The organism is Photobacterium panuliri, assembly GCF_059920555.1.
Window position 1 is genome coordinate 2,221,335 of sequence record NZ_CP197192.1, and the last position, 15,356, is coordinate 2,236,690.

At 45.1% G+C, this 15,356-nt stretch carries 11 protein-coding genes; 7 read left to right on the forward strand and 4 right to left on the reverse strand.

From position 1 onward, the window contains the following. Window position 1 precedes the first annotated feature (1 nt). The 4 genes from ACSF8X_RS10305 (at window position 2) to ACSF8X_RS10320 (ending at window position 4,922) form a co-directional block, all read left to right on the forward strand. Window positions 2-1,285: a carbohydrate ABC transporter permease gene (locus ACSF8X_RS10305; protein ID WP_500849859.1), complete on the forward strand. Its 1,284-nt coding sequence runs from the start codon at window positions 2-4 to the stop codon at window positions 1,283-1,285. Between the two features lie 2 nt (window positions 1,286-1,287). Further along, on the forward strand, window positions 1,288-2,121 hold the full coding sequence (locus tag ACSF8X_RS10310) for a sugar ABC transporter permease (RefSeq protein WP_500849860.1): 834 nt from the start codon (window positions 1,288-1,290) through the stop codon (window positions 2,119-2,121). 15 nt (window positions 2,122-2,136) lie between these two features. Continuing rightward, window positions 2,137-3,912: a glycoside hydrolase family 13 protein gene (locus ACSF8X_RS10315; RefSeq protein WP_500849861.1), complete on the forward strand. Its 1,776-nt coding sequence runs from the start codon at window positions 2,137-2,139 to the stop codon at window positions 3,910-3,912. Between the two features lie 209 nt (window positions 3,913-4,121). Further along, window positions 4,122-4,922 (forward strand): TrmB family transcriptional regulator, encoded by an 801-nt coding sequence (locus ACSF8X_RS10320; protein ID WP_500851180.1) that lies wholly within the window; start codon window positions 4,122-4,124, stop codon window positions 4,920-4,922. A gap of 232 nt (window positions 4,923-5,154) precedes the next feature. Here the strand turns inward: ACSF8X_RS10320 and ACSF8X_RS10325 are convergent, their stop codons facing one another. Continuing rightward, complete coding sequence (locus ACSF8X_RS10325) at window positions 5,155-6,141, reverse strand: hypothetical protein (RefSeq protein WP_500849862.1); 987 nt, start codon at window positions 6,139-6,141, stop codon at window positions 5,155-5,157. 182 nt (window positions 6,142-6,323) lie between these two features. Between ACSF8X_RS10325 and ACSF8X_RS10330 the strand changes: the two genes are divergently transcribed. The 3 genes from ACSF8X_RS10330 (at window position 6,324) to ACSF8X_RS10340 (ending at window position 10,073) form a co-directional block, all read left to right on the forward strand. Continuing rightward, a complete protein-coding gene (locus ACSF8X_RS10330) occupies window positions 6,324-7,022 on the forward strand; it encodes a DUF2786 domain-containing protein (protein WP_047880253.1) in 699 nt (232 codons plus the stop codon). Between the two features lie 224 nt (window positions 7,023-7,246). Beyond that, on the forward strand, window positions 7,247-8,551 hold the full coding sequence (locus ACSF8X_RS10335; RefSeq protein WP_047880254.1) for an inosine/guanosine kinase: 1,305 nt from the start codon (window positions 7,247-7,249) through the stop codon (window positions 8,549-8,551). 214 nt (window positions 8,552-8,765) lie between these two features. After that, window positions 8,766-10,073, forward strand: coding sequence for a DEAD/DEAH box helicase (locus ACSF8X_RS10340; RefSeq protein WP_500849863.1), 1,308 nt, complete (start codon window positions 8,766-8,768; stop codon window positions 10,071-10,073). 159 nt (window positions 10,074-10,232) lie between these two features. Here ACSF8X_RS10340 and ACSF8X_RS10345 read toward each other — a convergent pair whose 3' ends face one another. The 3 genes from ACSF8X_RS10345 to hrpA form a co-directional block, all read right to left on the reverse strand. Further along, window positions 10,233-10,574 carry a hypothetical protein gene (locus ACSF8X_RS10345; protein WP_047880974.1) on the reverse strand — a complete coding sequence of 114 codons (342 nt, stop codon included), beginning with the start codon at window positions 10,572-10,574 and terminating at the stop codon, window positions 10,233-10,235. 18 nt (window positions 10,575-10,592) lie between these two features. Further along, entirely contained in the window at window positions 10,593-11,210 is a 618-nt protein-coding gene (locus tag ACSF8X_RS10350) for a DUF805 domain-containing protein (protein ID WP_500849864.1), read from the reverse strand. A 222-nt stretch (window positions 11,211-11,432) separates the two neighbouring features. After that, the gene (gene hrpA, locus ACSF8X_RS10355; RefSeq protein WP_276203193.1) at window positions 11,433-15,317 is read right to left on the reverse strand and encodes an ATP-dependent RNA helicase HrpA; all 3,885 of its coding nucleotides are present in this window, start codon (window positions 15,315-15,317) and stop codon (window positions 11,433-11,435) included. Window positions 15,318-15,356 lie beyond the last annotated feature (39 nt).

A 15,356-nucleotide genomic window follows, 5' to 3' on the forward strand; every position in this document is an offset into this window, starting at 1 on the left:
TATGTTACTAACAGAAACTAAGCCGGCACCACGAGTGCCCGCTTCCCTCCTCATCATGGGAAGTACTCAGCTCTTAAATGGTCACCAACTTAAAGGCTGTGTCTTTTTAGCGATACAGTTACTAACACTGATAGTATTTCCAGATTTACTGGCCTCATTGAAAGGGTTGGTATCGCTGGGTGAAGTCGCTCAGGTGCGTAAGGGCTTCACGATTATCCAGGGTGATAATTCCGTATTTATGTTGGTAGAAGGGGTTATTGCTCTACTCTACAGCTTTCTATTTATCTGCTTATATCTGGCTAATGTTAAAGAGGCTTTTCACTGTACAAAAGTGAAGTTAACGCTACGTGAGCAATTGAACGATATTTATGATAAAAAATTCGCCTTTATCATGCTATCGCCTGCGTTTATTGCCAGTATCGCATTCATTATCTTACCGATTGTGATTACGGTATTGGTGTCATTCACCAACTATTCTGCCCCCCATCATATTCCACCTCGGAACTTGGTCGATTGGGTCGGATTTAAAAACTTCTTCTCGCTATTTGAGTTGAAAATTTGGTCTAGCACATTCTTTGGCGTTGCATCTTGGACGGTTGCATGGGCTTTTTTAGCTACTGTCTGCACCTGCGGATTTGGCTTTATATTGGCGTTGGCACTGCAAAATAAAAATATTAAGGCAAAGAAAGCATGGCGTTTTGTCTTCATTCTTCCCTATGCAATACCAGCGTTTGTCACCTTGCTAATGTTCCGATTGCTACTCAATGGAATTGGGCCCATCAATGCCACGCTTAATTCCTGGGGCTTTGATTCCATCGCTTTCCTCTCGGATCCCTTTACCGTCAAGATCACGGTGATTGCCGTCAGTGTCTGGGTTGGAGCACCGTATTTTATGTTACTAATCGCTGGGGCATTAACGAACATCCCCGCAGATATTTATGAAGCAAGCGAAGTTGACGGCGCAAATAAGTTTCAACAATTTTGGGAAATCACACTTCCTATGGTTCTCCATCAAGTAGCGCCATCACTGGTCATGACCTTTGCGCATAATTTTAATAACTTTGGTGCCATTTTCTTATTAACAGAAGGAGGCCCAATCAACCCTGAATACCGATTTGCTGGCCACACAGACATATTAATCACATGGATCTATAAACTGACTCTGGATTTCCAGCAATATCAAATAGCTTCGGTAATCTCAATTATCATCTTTTTGTTCTTGTCTGGCATTGCTATCTGGCAATTCCGACGCATGAAATCATTTAAAGATGATGTAGGTATGTAATTATGGAAAAATTCATTGGAAAAATAGGTACAGCCATCGTTTACCTATTCCTAACGGCAAACGCATTATTAGTACTTGGCCCTGTGATTTGGACCGTGCTTGCCTCGTTCAAAACAGGTAATAACCTGTTCAGCTCATCATTTACAGGGATTGAGTTCACGCTTGATCACTATCGCGCACTGTTTAGCGATACGCCGTATTTAAGGTGGTATAAAAATACATTCATTCTATCGACGGCAAACATGATTATTTCATTGGTTATCGTCACAATTTCCGCGTTTGTTTTTTCACGCTACCGCTTTAAAGCTAAACGCAACATCATGATGAGTATTTTAGTATTACAGATGTTCCCAGCATTCCTTTCGATGACGGCTATCTACATCTTGCTCTCAAAAATGAACCTGATTGATACCTATACGGGTTTGCTACTTGTGTACGTTACTGGATCACTCCCCTTCATGATTTGGTTAGTGAAAGGCTATTTTGATGCCATACCAACATCATTGGATGAAGCGGCCAAAATTGATGGTGCAGGACACCTGACCATTTTCTTTGAGATCATTTTACCGCTAGCCAAACCGATTCTGGTTTTTGTTGGTCTTGTTTCTTTCACCGCACCGTGGATGGACTTCATTCTTCCCACGCTCATCTTACGCAGTGAAGAAAAAATGACCCTTGCGATTGGTATTTTCAGCTGGATTTCATCGAATTCGGCAGGGAATTTCACGCTGTTTGCTGCGGGCTCATTATTGGTTGCAGTGCCTATTACCCTGCTCTTTGTTGCCACACAAAAACACATTACCACCGGGCTCGTAAGCGGCGCCGTTAAAGAATAAACACAGGATTGCAATATGATCACAAAAAGCGCGCTAACACACTCAGCTAAGAGTGCTGATAGCTATGCCTACAATAATGAGACACTGCATATTCGATTACGTAGTGCGAAAGGCGAAATTGAACGAGTCTCGTTATGGATCGGTGATCCATACCACTGGGCCGAAGGCGGTTTAGATGGCGGGAATTTAGGTGGCAGCGATGCTCATGGCTGGATTGGCGGTAACGAAGTGACAATGACGCTCGAAGGCGAAACCGAGTACCATGATCACTGGTTTGCTTCATTCCAACCGCCTAAACGACGTAGCCGTTATGGTTTCATTTTATACGGTAAAGATGGTGAAAAAATCCTCTTTGGTGAAAAGCGTATTGTTGACATTTCCGATCCTAAATGCTCTGAAATAGAATTAAGTAACCTCAGTAACTTTTTCTGTTTCCCATACATCAACCCTCGTGATGTACTGCATACACCAGACTGGATACAAGACACTATCTGGTACCAAATTTTTCCAGAGCGCTTTGCTAATGGTCGCGCTGATATCTCGCCACACAACGTTCAGCCTTGGGGTACACCACCGGAATCAAATAACTTTATGGGTGGTGATTTGTGGGGCGTAATTGATAAATTGGATTACTTACAAGACCTTGGTGTGAATGGATTGTACTTATGCCCAATATTCACGGCAAACGCCAACCACAAATACGATACCGTTGATTATTACAACGTCGATCCTCACTTCGGCGGAAACGAAGCATTCAAGGCTCTGGTCAAAGAAGCGCATCGCCGTGGTATGAAAGTCATGCTCGATGCTGTGTTTAATCATATTGGCTCACAGTCACCACTATGGTTAGACGTCGTCGAAAATGGCGCTTACTCTCAATACGCAAATTGGTTTTGGATTAATCAATTCCCAGTCTATCCCAACACGCCGAAGGAAGAATGGGACTTCTGGAACTTAAACTATGAGACATTCGGTAATGTCGTTGAAATGCCTAAGCTCAACACTGAAAACAATCAATGTCGAGCCTATCTACTAGACGTCGCCCGCTACTGGGTGGAAGAGTTTGACATCGATGGCTGGCGTTTAGATGTCGCCAATGAGGTAGACCATGCATTCTGGCGAGATTTTCGGACGGTAGTAAAAAGCGTGAAGCCTGATTGCTACATTTTAGGAGAAATATGGCACGAAGGTATGCCATGGCTACGGGGCGACCAGTATGACTCCTTAATGAACTACCCTCTGACACAGGCCATTACTGATTACTTTGCATTGTCGACTTTCAGCAAGCAAAACTTCATGAATGCGGTAAGCGCGTCATACATGGCATATCCAAGAAATGTCAATGAAGCGATGTTTAATTTACTGGAAAGTCATGACACCACGCGCATCATATCGTTATGTCAGGGCGACAAACGTAAAGCAAAGTTAGCTTATTTGTTTATGTTTACCCAAGTCGGCGCGCCATGTATCTATTACGGTGGAGAAATCGGCATGGATGGTAGACGCGCTATGGGCAGTGAGGACAACCGCAAATGTATGATCTGGGATCAGAGAGAACAAGATCTGGAGTTCAAAGCCTTCATCCAATCGCTGATCACTCTTCGCAAAGCGAACCCTGATTTCAATCAGCCATACATTGACTGGATCAGCGTAGATGATAACGACTGTATCGCTTACCGTCGTGGAAATTACCTATTCATTCTCAATAACAGCGATCAAGAGAAAATGATCACCCTGGGCGATCAAATTCAATTGATACCGGCCTATGGTTACATTATCGAGCAACGCTAAAAATCCTGAATATTGCACCTATGAAAAAAACTGAATAACTCTGTTATTTCATGTCATACCTAGCACCTCTTATGATAAAGAGGTGCTTCGCACAAAACAGATAATCCGCACTTAATCGCAACAAAAAATTACAACAATCATTGACGCTCGGAGTCGCGGGAATGGTACCCTTAAGGAGGGAAATGTTGAACAGTTTCAGAGGACAACCCGTGTCAGAGCTAGTGACTAAATTGATGGATTTTGGATTTACCAAAACCGATGCGCTTGTATATATTAACTTGCTGAAAAATGGCCGAGCCAGCGGCTATAAAATAGCCAAAGACATTGCGATCTCACGCTCTTCCGTCTATTCATCAATAAATAACTTATACACCAATGGCTATATCTTTATGTCCGATGGTGACACAAAAGAGTACGAAGCCAAATCACCTGACTTGATTTTTAGTCAAATCAAAAAGAAGACAGTAGAGAATATCGATATTCTCAAAACAGAACTGTCAAAGATGATGCTGCAAGAAGAGAAAGAATTCGTCTATAACGTCACGGGCTTTGATAACCTGCTACAAAAAGCTAAGGAAATCATTAACCAAGCAAACCTAGAGATCTACCTAAATACCGATTTTAACCTTGAGCTGTTTGCCAAAGAATTGTGTGATGCCATTGAACGAGGCGTGCGTATTATTGGCTTTTCATTTAACAAAATGGCAAGTCCACACGAGAAAATCGAACTTTATTCACGATCAGAGAACGCTGAAACCGAATACCCATCGCACCGTTTCATGTGTGTTGCCGACATGAAACTTGCATTGATGTTTTCACACCGTGATGAAACGTTAGGGATTTATTCGAACAACCGCCTCATCGTGAAGATGATCGCAGAACACATCCACAGTGATATTTATCTCACTGAGTATGAACGTATCGCCCCCCAACAGCGTGTGCGCGTAAACACTATTCACGAGCAACATAATTCAATGGTACAAGATGACTTGAAGCACACGGATCATTAACAACGACACACCCCCTTCGCAGAATTCATCAATCATATTTTCATCGCGTTAAGTGAGCACATCACTAACGCGGTGTACTTATACTACTAATCGCCGCAGCAATCCTGTACTTACACAATCCCTGTACTTACACAACCATTGATAACGGGTATAGAAACGCAAGGCACCGCTGAGTCAAACGATAGGCCGCAGGCAAGTTACGACCTATCTTCGTTTTCCGCTTGGATGATATTTATCTCTCTCGCGGAAATTCTAGCTGTTCAAACCAACGTCGGTTAGGATCAACATTCTCAGCCCACTCGGGGTCAACGTCTCGCTGCTCTAAATATACCTGCATCGCGGTAAAATAGGTGTACGCCACTAATTCAGAATCTTTGCCAAAATGGTCAAAACAGTCGTCTTCACATTCCGCAAGCTGCGCCAAATTGGTTATCCCCCGCTCCAATATCCACTGGATTGCATGAACCGGTATTTGTGTCCGGTGCAGAATAAGCGGTTCAAGCTCATCAAGCGAAGCCTGAATCCCCTTTGCTGGTACCGCAACTTGTATTGCTAGCGCCTGCTCTTCCGCAACCAAGGCTTTGAGGCTAGCAATACTCGCTTCCCGCTCATCAGCCGAATAGCCATAGGTTGTTTTGGCAAAACGAATGGCATAAGCCAACCGTTGACGCCCTACAACCTCGATGACCGCTTCAAGGTAAGGCTGTGGGATCGCATAAGCTTTAGCCAATTGCTCAACGGCCCGTTGAAGCGAGGTATAGATAATGCCATCGAACTCGACATGAAATGCCTGGCTCAGTGCTGAAACAGGCTGGCCGTCAATCGTCAGCGGCCAACCGGCATAATTTACCCGTCCCTTGGCAATTTCGAACATAGCCCAAGCGCTCTCCCGGAAACCTTCCAGAGCTTTGCCTTCGAACTCACAATCTTCAAGCTCTTCCTTTGCCCAATTCACGCCAATCTGCAAATGTTTTTGGTATTTCTTATGGAGAGCGTCTTTGACCTTGTCACGCAACAAATCGATTCCGCTCACCCGTGTTTGCCGGCAAAAACCAAAACACTCTTCGCAACTAGGTATCAACAGGGGCTGTTCCTGCCCATCATAATTTGGCGACGGCATAAAGGCATATGAATCGTAATACGGCTCGCCGCAAAACCAGCAGGTATGCCGGTATTCAAACGGCACATCAATCGCATGGTAACTCTCTTTATTGCTCATAAATTACGCACTGTTTTCTGATAACAACAACATTATACTCAAGTTACCTCAAGATGCGGGATTCTGATCATCCATCCCACCACACAAGGTACAGCAAACATCACACTCAACACGCAATGGAATTGTATGAATCATGCCAACACGTTAAAATGTGCCCCCTTTTTCAAACATGGTGTGTTCGAATGTCTGAACAAAAGCGAAAAGCGCTGAAAAAAATAGCTAAATGTCTAGAGCTCGGTAACTCGGCAAACGTCAACGAAGCCGCTCAAGCCATTAAGATGGCGCATCGTTTAATGCTCAAGTACGGTCTTGACAAAGACGACATCGAATTCATCCAGATGGGCAAAACCAAAGCTACAACCTTGTTACCTGCGGATATCAGTCAGCAAATCCTGAAGATCATTCGTGGTATCAACCGCCGTTTTGGTGTTGAGTGTGTCCTGACCAACCACAAGGGCCTCAAGCAAGCCGAATTTATCGGCGTAGCCGAACGCGCTATTTTTGCCGCATTTGCATTTGACGTTGTATATCGTGAGATGAATCAGCAAACTGGTCAGTTCCGCAATAGTTTCCAAGGCACGGGAACCAGCAACAGTGAAGTGAATCGACGGGTAAACTCTTTCCTTGCCGGATGGCTTGAAGGGGCGCTGGAAAAACTACCAGAGCTATCCACCGACGATGACCATCACAAACGCATGACGAACTATATCGATAAAGAATTCGAAAACCTCGACCGCGAAACCTTCAAGCAGCAGCTCCAAGAAGCCATGAAGGCAATGACCGATGACTATGAAAAAGGCATGAAGAAAGGCCGCTCAATTTCCGTTAATCGCCCAGTCGGTGGAAGCAAGGCATTCGAACCCAAGTTGCTATCTTCCTAAAACTCAGGTAGATTACGCCCTCACTTGCCAAAAACAGCCACTTCAGTGGCTGTTTTTTGTTTGTGTCTAGGCAGTTATAAAAATGTGAGTTCCTTTCGTCCATCTCTTTGGGCAAAAAGAAACCAAATGACCATTACACTTCATCAATTCGTCATGAAGTGTGATGTGATTATCATTTTTATGATAGAATGAAACAAAATTTTCTTAAATCGATAGCCTCACAGATGAAATTCCCTGGTCAGCGTAAATCAAAGCATTACTTCCCTGTCGATGCCCGCGATCCATTAGTAGCTCAAATCCAGCAAGAAAATCCGCTATCTCGCACTCACCTTGTCGGTGTTGGCCAAACTATTGTTGATATCGAAGCGCGCGTAGACGATGCATTCCTTGCTCGCCACAACCTCAGCAAAGGCCACTCACTGGTTCTTGAAGAAGACAAGGCTGAAGAGCTCTACCAAGAGCTGAAAGAGCGCAACCTCATTAGCCACGAATACCCAGGTGATACCATTGGTAACACCCTGCACAACTATTCTGTACTTGCTGATGATGCCTCTATCCTGCTTGGTGTTATGAGCCAGGATCTAAAAATTGGATCATACGCTTACCGCTACCTTTGCAATACATCAAGCCGTATGGATCTTGACTACTTGCAGCCTGTTAGCGGGCCTATTGGTCGCTGCTATACCCTGATCACCGAAGATGGCGAACGCACTTTCGCAATCAATGAAGGTGACATGAACCAGCTTCGTCCGGAATTCGTTCCAGAAGCCGCTTTCGAAAATGCCTCTGCGCTAGTACTCTCGTCTTATCTGGTTCGCGGCAAGCCAACCGACCCAATGAAAGACTCTGCGCTTAAAGCTATCGAATACGCCAAAAAGCATAACGTTCCGGTTGTCCTAACCCTAGGCACTAAATACGTTATCGAAGGCAAACAAGAATGGTGGATTGAGTTTCTCAAAGAGCACGTTACCTGCGTAGCGATGAACGAAGAAGAAGCCGAAGCCCTAACAGGCGAAAAAGATCCTCTACTTGCAGCCGACAAAGCACTGGAATGGGTAGATCTCGTCCTATGTACTGCAGGCCCTATCGGCCTATACATGGCGGGTTACACCGAAGACGAACTTAAGCGTGAATCGACCCTTCCCCTTCTACCTGGCCGTATTGCCGAATTCAACAAATATGAATTCAGCCGTCCAATGACCAAAGCAAGCTGTGAGAATCCAATTCGAGTATACTCACACATTGCCCCATACTTGGGCGGTCCGGTGGAAATCAAAAACACCAATGGTGCGGGTGATGCAGCCCTATCTGCACTGCTGCATGACATGTCTGCCAACGTATACCACAAAGCAAATGTGCCTAATTCGGCAAAACACGTTGCGAAATGCCTGACATACTCATCTTTCTCTCAAATTTGTCAGTATTCAAACCGTGTAAGCTACCAAGTTCTTACCCAGCATGCTCCGCGTCTTTCTCGCGGCCTGCCTGAACGAGAAGACTGTTTAGAAGAGGCGTACTGGGAACGATAATCCCAGTTACTCGCCCAAAACAATGTAACAAGAAGCAACCAAAAAGCGATGCCCACGGGTATCGCTTTTCTATACCCTGCTCTATCACCGCACTCTCATCGTATTCAAACAAACATCGAGAGGTTACGGTGGCAGAACGTGCTAAAATAGTTCACCAAACCCAATGCATGGCTTCGGCCATTGCTGTGTTCATACCTATTAACTGAGATTCTCAATGCCATTTTCAAAGCTTGGATTATGCGATCCGATTGTTAAGGCGCTTGCTGAACTGAACTACGCTTCACCAACGCCGATTCAAGAAAAAGCCATTCCTGTTGTCCTATCCGGTGAAAACCTGATTGCTGCCGCACAAACCGGTACCGGTAAAACCGCAAGCTTTGTGTTACCAATTTTGGAAATGCTCAGAAAAGGTGAAACACAACGTAAAAAACGCATCCGAGCCCTTGTTCTGGTTCCTACCCGCGAACTGGCAATTCAGGTAAGTAAAAACGTTGAGCAATACGCCAAGCACCTTTCTCTCACAACACTGGCTATGTTCGGTGGCGTTGATGAAAAACCTCAAAAACAAAAGCTGATTGAAGGCGTTGATATTCTCGTCGCGACCCCTGGTCGTCTACTGGATATGCATAGCCAAAAAGCGGTCTACTTTGAAGAGCTGGAAATTCTGGTGATGGATGAAGCTGACCGCATGCTCGACATGGGCTTTATCGAGAGCATCAACAAGATTGTTGAACGCCTGCCTGAAGATCGCCAGAACCTGCTATTTTCTGCAACGCTATCAAACAAAGTTCGGGATCTGGCAAAAACCGCCGTACATAACCCGGTTGAAATTGCTATCGCTGCGCGTGATGCGTCTAAACCCAATATTGAGCAATGGCTAATCACCGTAGACAAAGATATGAAGTCCAGCCTACTTAGTCACCTTATTCAAGAAAATGACTGGGATCAGGCGCTTATCTTCATTGAAACCAAACACGGTGCAGCCAAGCTTGTTTCCCAGCTAGAAAAGCGTGGCATTACAGCAGAAGCCTTCCACAGTGGTCGCAGCCAAGATGTCCGGGCCAAAGTGCTGGCTGATTTTGTTGCCGGCGATGTGAAATATCTAGTCGCAACAGGCGTTGCCGCACGCGGTATCGACATCGACGAACTGCCACGCGTGATCAACTACGATCTGCCCTTCCCTGCTGATGAATATATCCACCGTATCGGCCGAACGGGTCGCGCTGGCGCACCTGGCGAAGCTATCTCATTTGTCTCTAAAGATAACTTCAAAAATCTGTGTATGATCGAAAGCCGCTTGGGACACTTAATTGAACGACGTGAAGTTGAAGGATTTGCCCCGCGCAAGCCCGTGCCGATTTCTATCCTCAACTATGTGCCGAAACACAAACGCGAACCACAAGACGAGGAAGGCAGCCGTCCTAAACAGGACAAACCAAACTCACCACGTCGTAAACCGGCGCCGCGTCATCGCCGCAAGCCTACAAATCATACCGATGGCCAAAAACCAAGTCGCGATTAATTGCTACTACTAATAAAAAAGCCCGTCAGGGCTTTTTTATTCACTGCCAATAAGCATAAAACTAGGCTTGAAGGTAGAACCACTATGTTTATCGCCATTTTGGTTGCTTTGACGAATATTGGCCCGATAACGATGGTGGAAATAATTAAGGGACACACCCTAATGATACGTCGGCAATGTTATTCCCTGTTTTTCATACAATGCCATTCTTTCTTTATCATCTATAGTCACAGTCCAAATAGTGAAATAATCGGGGTCAACAATCACCTCTCCCGTTGAGTGAAGATAGTATTCTCCCGACTGGGCTTTGTGGACTGATGCCAAATCAGCAGGGATCGTATATATATCATTTTTTGCTCCGCCCAATATAGCTATGACATTTTTATCAATAGCCATCACAGTACCAGCAACTTGCCCCGTCTCAATAACTTGCTGATTTTTATTTACAGCAGTAATACCAACTAATAGTACTTTTCCGACCAGCTCATTTGCGGTTAACATCCTTGTTTACCTCCGTTTTTAAATGGTAATCGTCTTTTCTACATGACTTGGCAATCTACCTTTTATATCCTGAGGAACTAGCAGTAGGTAAATATTCAATATTGTAATGGCACTTCCCATCAGGTAATAGTCGGCAATGAGCACACCAACCAATGCTAATAAGTAAGTCCAACCACTATTACCACAGTTTTTCCAACGTGATATCGCAATAGCAATTAACACCCAGAAATTGATGAAAAATAATAATAAAAATAGAAGAATCGCACCAAACCCTATATCATCACTACCGTAATGACTATATTGTGCATAATCATAAATTCTTTTAATTGCTACCGTACAAAATATGAACATGAAAATAGTAGCAATTATGCTATAGCCTAAATAGGCTAATCTCTGCATTTTATTTGTTCTAAATAATAATACATTCGTTATCGTAAGTGGATTGTCACTGTACATTTTAGGAAATGAAGAATAAAAATCCGAAATAGCAGATTGACTCGATGATGCATTAATTTCATTGTCTATAGGAATAAACCCTTGTTCCTGTAGACTCTTTATCTCCTCAATACAGAACTCATCATCCATATTGACTGTCAGTACCACATCATCCTTATACAAAATTTTAAATCTAGCCATTACTACTATATCCCAATACAACTATAATTATTCATTTATATAGAATATTTATATAATTATGACATAGATCACAATAGCCGATACTTTGGAATCTCATCTGCTTCCAAATAATTTACGCCTGTTGCACATATTACATATGCCCAAGCTAGCGAAAGCATGAAAACACGCATAAAAAAACCGAGCCATTCGACCCGGTTTTTCATATTCACTCACTAATAAAAGTTAGCATTCATTAATCGCATTACGAACTCGCTTATCCGATACAGGATAAGGTGTTCCCAATTGCTGGGCAAAGAAGCTAACGCGAAGTTCTTCGATCATCCAACGAATTTCCTTGACGTTATTTGGAATTGGCTGGCCTTTAGGGATCTTATTCAGCAACTCTTTATAGTCTGACACGACTGACTCGATCTTCAGAATATGCATGCGATCTTTATTAGGATCAATCGGCAGCTTTTCCATGCGGCGCTCTATCGCTCGCATGTAACGCAAGATATCAGGCAGGCGACGCCAACCGCACTCTGTCGCAAAGCCTTTGAAGATCAACCCTTCAATTTGTGCCTTGATATCAGAAAGCGCAAACGCCATGCTCAAATCAATACGCCCCTTCAGACGTTTGTTGATATTAAACGCCGTGGTTAAGATCTCTTCGACCTGCTTGGCTATATCAACAACCGTATCACCAAGCTCTGCACGGACATGCTCTTTAAGCCCTTCAAAATGCTCAGGCTCCCATACCAAGCCGCCTTTTTCTTCTATTAGTTTATCCACACCACAGGCAATACAGTCATCAATCAAATCCAAAACACGACCGTAAGGGTTAAAGTAGAGGCCCAGTTTCGATTTGTTCGGCAAATTAGCATGCAGGTATTTGATTGGCGAAGGTACATTCAACAGAATCAAACGACGTTGACCTTGCTGCATTGCCGTTCGCTGCTGCTCTTCGGTTTCAAACAACTTGATTCCCACTGAATCTTTATTATCGACAATCGCCGGGTAGGCTTTTACTTCAAAGCCCCCTCGCTTTTGCTGATAACGTTCCGGCAATGCACCGAAACTCCAGGTCTTCAACCCTTCCTGCTCAATATCATCATCGGCAACTTGAGACAGTGTCTGTTGAACCTTCTCTTTCAAACCGTCTTTAAGACTATAAATATCTTTGCTTTCGCGGATCTTTCGGTTGCGATGGTCAACAACGCGATAGGTGATCTTGAGGTGATCAGGTACCTGCTCCAGATTCCAGTCCTCGCGCATAACTGTCACACCCGTCATGCGCTTGAGCTCTTTCTCGAGTGAATCCAAAAGCGGCATCGCCATTGATTCAGCACGGGCCAAGAAAGCATCGGCATAGTTTGGTGCAGGAACGAAATTACGACGTACGGGCTTAGGCAGCGATTTAATCAACGCAACCACCAACTCATGACGCAATCCCGGGATCTGCCAGTCGAAACCATCGATATCAACCTGGTTAAGAATTGGCAATGGCAAATGCACCGTTACACCGTCACTATCCTCACCTGGCTCAAATTGGTAACTCAGCTTGAGCTTCAGGCTACCTTGATGCCAGAAGTTCGGATAATCCAAGTCTGTCACATGGCTGGCATCACCTTTGAATAGCATATCGCGTTCGAAGTTGAGCAGCTCTGGCTCAGTCTTGCTGGCTTTCTTCCACCATGTATCAAAATGACGTCCAGATACCACCGATAGGTCGATACGTTGGTCGTAAAACTCAAACAGCGCATCATCGTCAATCAGAATGTCGCGACGACGAGATTTATGCTCTAGCTCTTCAACTTCTTTTAGCAACTTACGGTTTTGTTGGAAGAACTTATGCTTCGTTTCCCAATCGCCTTCCACCAGCGCCGAACGAATAAATAGCTCTCGGGACAGCACAGGATCGATCTTGCCGTAGTTGACCCTGCGTTTGGCGACAACAGGGATCCCGTACAGGGTCACTTTTTCAAAAGCTGATACTGACGCCGGTTTCTTTTCCCAGTGCGGTTCACTATAACTGCGTTTTAGCAGGTGCTCGGCCAGCGGCTCTACCCACTCCGGCTGAATCTTCGCGGCAATACGCCCCCATAAACGAGACGTTTCAACCAACTCGGCAACCATCACCCATTTCGGCTGTTTCTTGAAAATCCCCGAACCAGGAAAAATATTAAAACGGGCATTGCGTGCGCCCTGATATTCATTTTTCTCCTGATCCTTAAGACCAATATGCGACAACATGCCAGCCAGCAAGGCGGTATGAATACCATCATAACTTGCTTCCTGCTGGTTCACCCGCAGTTCCAACTCTTTGACTACTTGGTTAACTTGGAAATAGATATCCTGCCATTCACGCACACGCAGGTAGTTCAGATAATCCTTCTTGCACTGACGACGGAATTGATTACCCGACAACGCTTTTTGCTGTTCCTGAACATAATCCCACAGATTCACAAACGTCACGAAGTCTGAGTCTTTGTCGTAAAAACGGCGGTGTTTTTCATCTGATGCTTGCTGCTTGTCCATCGGACGCTCGCGCGGATCCTGAATAGACAGCGCCGAAGCAATAATCATCACTTCACGCAAGGCGCCGTGCTTAGGTGCTTCAAGCACCATGCGAGCCAAACGCGGGTCAATAGGCAGACGAGCTAGCTGGCGGCCAATTGCCGTTAGTCGCTTACGAGGGTCCTGAGCTTTTGCATTGATTGCACCCAATTCTTCAAGCAGGCGAACACCATCTTGAATATTACGGTTATCCGGCGCTTCAACAAACGGGAAGGCCTGAATATCGCCCAGACCAATTGCCGTCATCTGAAGAATAACCGATGCCAAGTTGGTACGTAGAATCTCAGGATCGGTAAACTCAGGACGGGACAAGAAATCCTCTTCCGAGTACAGACGAATACAGATACCTTCGGCAACACGGCCACAACGGCCCTTACGCTGATTGGCGCTCGCCTGAGAAACACGTTCAATAGGCAGGCGCTGTACCTTGGTTCGGTAGCTGTAACGACTGATCCGGGCGGTACCCGGGTCGATCACATAGCGGATACCCGGTACGGTCAATGATGTTTCGGCAACGTTGGTAGACAAGACAATGCGACGACCCGCATGTGTCTGGAAGACCCGATTTTGCTCACTGGCAGACAAACGAGCATACAGCGGCAGTATTTCGGTATCACGCAACTTACGCTTTTCCAACGCTTCGGCAGTATCTCGAATTTCACGCTCACCGTTCATGAAAATCAGGATATCACCCAAGCCCTCTTCGCAAAGCTCGTCTACCGCATCGAAAATGGCCTGAAGCTGATCGCGATCACTGTCATCGCTATCTTCGTTTATCGGACGATAGCGCACCTCTACCGGGTAAGTTCGGCCGGAAACTTCAATAATCGGGGCATTGTTAAAGTGCTTAGAAAAGCGTTCAGGATCGATTGTCGCCGATGTAATGATAACTTTCAGATCCGGGCGCTTCGGCAATAACTCCCGTAGGTAGCCCATAATGAAGTCAATATTCAGACTACGTTCGTGGGCTTCATCGATAATGATGGTGTCGTACTGATTCAAAAAACGGTCATTTTGGATCTCAGCCAGCAAAATACCGTCAGTCATCAACTTAACTTGGCTGCGATCAGAAACCTGATCATTAAATCGTACTTTATAGCCGACGTAAGAGCCCAATTCGCACTCAAGCTCTTCGGCAATTCGGGTAGCCACGGATCGGGCAGCAAGGCGACGAGGCTGAGTGTGGCCAATCATGCCCTTGGTACCCAAGCCTAATTCAAGGCAGATTTTTGGCAACTGGGTGGTTTTACCCGAACCCGTTTCACCAGCAACAATCACCACCTGATTATTTTTAATGGCCTCGGCGATATCGTCTTTTTTCTGGCTAACAGGAAGCTGCTCGGGGTAATTAATCGCCGGACGCTGTTGAGCACGCATCTCTGCAGTACTGATCGACTTGGCAATATCTAGCGCAATCTCGTCAAAAACAGCGTGTTTGGCCTGCTCTTTCTTGATTCGGGATGCACCCTGAATACGCTTACGCAGACGGAACTGGTCGCGCAGCATACACTCATCGAGTGCGGCATAAAGTGTTTTTTCGTTATTTAACACGTCATTTTGAGAGGGGGTTGACTGAGTCAAGGCTATTCC

What these genes read in the sequence shown, in the direction of transcription:
- ACSF8X_RS10305 (WP_500849859.1), top strand. Translation starts at nt 2, where the DNA reads ATGTTACTAACAGAAACTAAGCCGGCACCACGAGTGCCCGCTTCCCTC.
- ACSF8X_RS10310 (WP_500849860.1), top strand. Translation starts at nt 1,288, where the DNA reads ATGGAAAAATTCATTGGAAAAATAGGTACAGCCATCGTTTACCTATTC.
- ACSF8X_RS10315 (WP_500849861.1), top strand. Translation starts at nt 2,137, where the DNA reads ATGATCACAAAAAGCGCGCTAACACACTCAGCTAAGAGTGCTGATAGC.
- ACSF8X_RS10325 (WP_500849862.1), bottom strand. Translation starts at nt 6,141, where the DNA reads ATGAGCAATAAAGAGAGTTACCATGCGATTGATGTGCCGTTTGAATAC.
- ACSF8X_RS10330 (WP_047880253.1), top strand. Translation starts at nt 6,324, where the DNA reads ATGTCTGAACAAAAGCGAAAAGCGCTGAAAAAAATAGCTAAATGTCTA.
- ACSF8X_RS10335 (WP_047880254.1), top strand. Translation starts at nt 7,247, where the DNA reads ATGAAATTCCCTGGTCAGCGTAAATCAAAGCATTACTTCCCTGTCGAT.
- ACSF8X_RS10340 (WP_500849863.1), top strand. Translation starts at nt 8,766, where the DNA reads ATGCCATTTTCAAAGCTTGGATTATGCGATCCGATTGTTAAGGCGCTT.
- ACSF8X_RS10345 (WP_047880974.1), bottom strand. Translation starts at nt 10,574, where the DNA reads ATGTTAACCGCAAATGAGCTGGTCGGAAAAGTACTATTAGTTGGTATT.
- ACSF8X_RS10350 (WP_500849864.1), bottom strand. Translation starts at nt 11,210, where the DNA reads ATGGCTAGATTTAAAATTTTGTATAAGGATGATGTGGTACTGACAGTC.